The sequence below is a fragment of the Micromonospora sp. NPDC049799 genome (assembly GCF_040656655.1).
Lineage (GTDB): Bacteria > Actinomycetota > Actinomycetes > Mycobacteriales > Micromonosporaceae > Micromonospora.
On the sequence record NZ_JBFAMU010000861.1, the window covers coordinates 1 to 1,285 of the forward strand.

Annotated in this window: 1 protein-coding gene and 2 pseudogenes; 1 reads left to right on the forward strand and 2 read right to left on the reverse strand. The window is 72.1% G+C overall.

What is annotated here, in order from left to right; all coding sequences use genetic code 11:
- Positions 1–191 (reverse strand): annotated as a pseudogene (locus tag AB0I76_RS30155) (anthranilate synthase component I family protein); the annotation flags it as partial.
- A 96-nt stretch (positions 192–287) separates the two neighbouring features.
- On the opposite strand from AB0I76_RS30155, the gene AB0I76_RS30160 reads away from it, so the two are divergent.
- Entirely contained in the window at positions 288–488 is a 201-nt protein-coding gene (locus AB0I76_RS30160; protein WP_347669485.1) for a DUF5999 family protein, read from the forward strand.
- A gap of 130 nt (positions 489–618) precedes the next feature.
- Here the strand turns inward: AB0I76_RS30160 and AB0I76_RS30165 are convergent.
- Positions 619–1,285: pseudogene (locus tag AB0I76_RS30165) on the reverse strand (glycine dehydrogenase (aminomethyl-transferring)); the annotation flags it as partial.

The following is a 1,285-nucleotide window of genomic DNA, read 5'->3' on the forward strand; positions in this document are numbered from 1 at the left end:
GCGAGGAACTCCTGCGCGCGTACGGCGGGGTCGCCGCCGTCGGCGGGGCGCCACTCCCAGCGGGCACGCTCGGCGAGCGTACGGCGACAGCCGGCGGGCGCCGCGGGCACGTCGGTCACGCGATGTGGGAGCGTTTCCACGCCATCTGGCCCATTCTCGCTCGTCCGTTCAGTGGATTTCCCGGAAACCAGTCACATACCTGCTCGATGTCGCACAGTTTCGCTTGGTACTGTGCGTCACTGGTCATGTGAACCATGACACAGTGCCCCCACAGTCCGGAGAACCCGATGTGTCAGCACCAACCCACCTGCCCCTCCGCCGAAGCGACCGACCGGGAAGCCGCCCGCGTCCTCGCTTGCTTCCCTGAGCAGGGCTGGAGCCTGCTCTGCAACGGTGTCATCGTCTTCGAGGACACCGGCGAACTGCTCCCCGACGGCCGGACCATCGCCCCGCACCGCGGGCCCGCCCGACACGCTCTCGTCGCCTGAGCGACCACTCAGCGTCAGCAAACGTTCGCGTCGACCAGGCTAGTCCCCCCGGTCGGGACACCCGCCGCCCAGGTCGACGCCCCGCCGGGGCGGCGGCACCACGACCGCCCCGGCGCCACGGCACCACCGCTCAGCTCTCGAACGCCTCCGGCGAGGGGCAGGAGCACACCAGGTTCCGGTCCCCGTACGCGCCGTCGATGCGGCGCACCGGCGGCCAGTACTTCCCGGCCCGGTCCACCCCGGCCGGGTAGGCGCCCACCGACCGCGGGTACGCGTGGGGCCACTCGTCACCGGACACCATCGCCGCGGTGTGCGGGGCGTTCGCCAGGGGGTTGTCCCCCGCCGGCCACTGGCCCGACCCCACCTTGTCGATCTCCGCGCGGATCGCGATCATCGCGTCGCAGAACCGGTCCAGCTCGGCCACGTCCTCGCTCTCGGTCGGCTCCACCATGAGCGTCCCGGCCACCGGGAACGACATCGTCGGCGCGTGGAAGCCGTAGTCGATCAGCCGCTTCGCCACGTCGTCCACCGTCACCCCGGTCGTCCGGGTCAGCGGACGCAGGTCCAGGATGCACTCGTGCGCCACGAGGCCCTTGTTGCCGGCGTACAGCACCGGGAAGTGCTGCCGCAGCCGCGCCGCCACGTAGTTCGCCGCGAGCACCGCCACCCCGGTCGCGCGGGTCAGACCCTCCGCGCCCATCATCCGCAGGTACGCCCACGGGATCGGCAGGATCCCCGCCGACCCGTATCGGGCGGCGGAGATCGCCGGCCGGTCGTCGTCGTGCGCCGCCCGCGGG

Coding starts and splice junctions, on each gene's coding strand:
- AB0I76_RS30160 (WP_347669485.1), top strand. CDS start 288: ATGTGTCAGCACCAACCCACCTGCCCCTCCGCCGAAGCGACCGACCGG.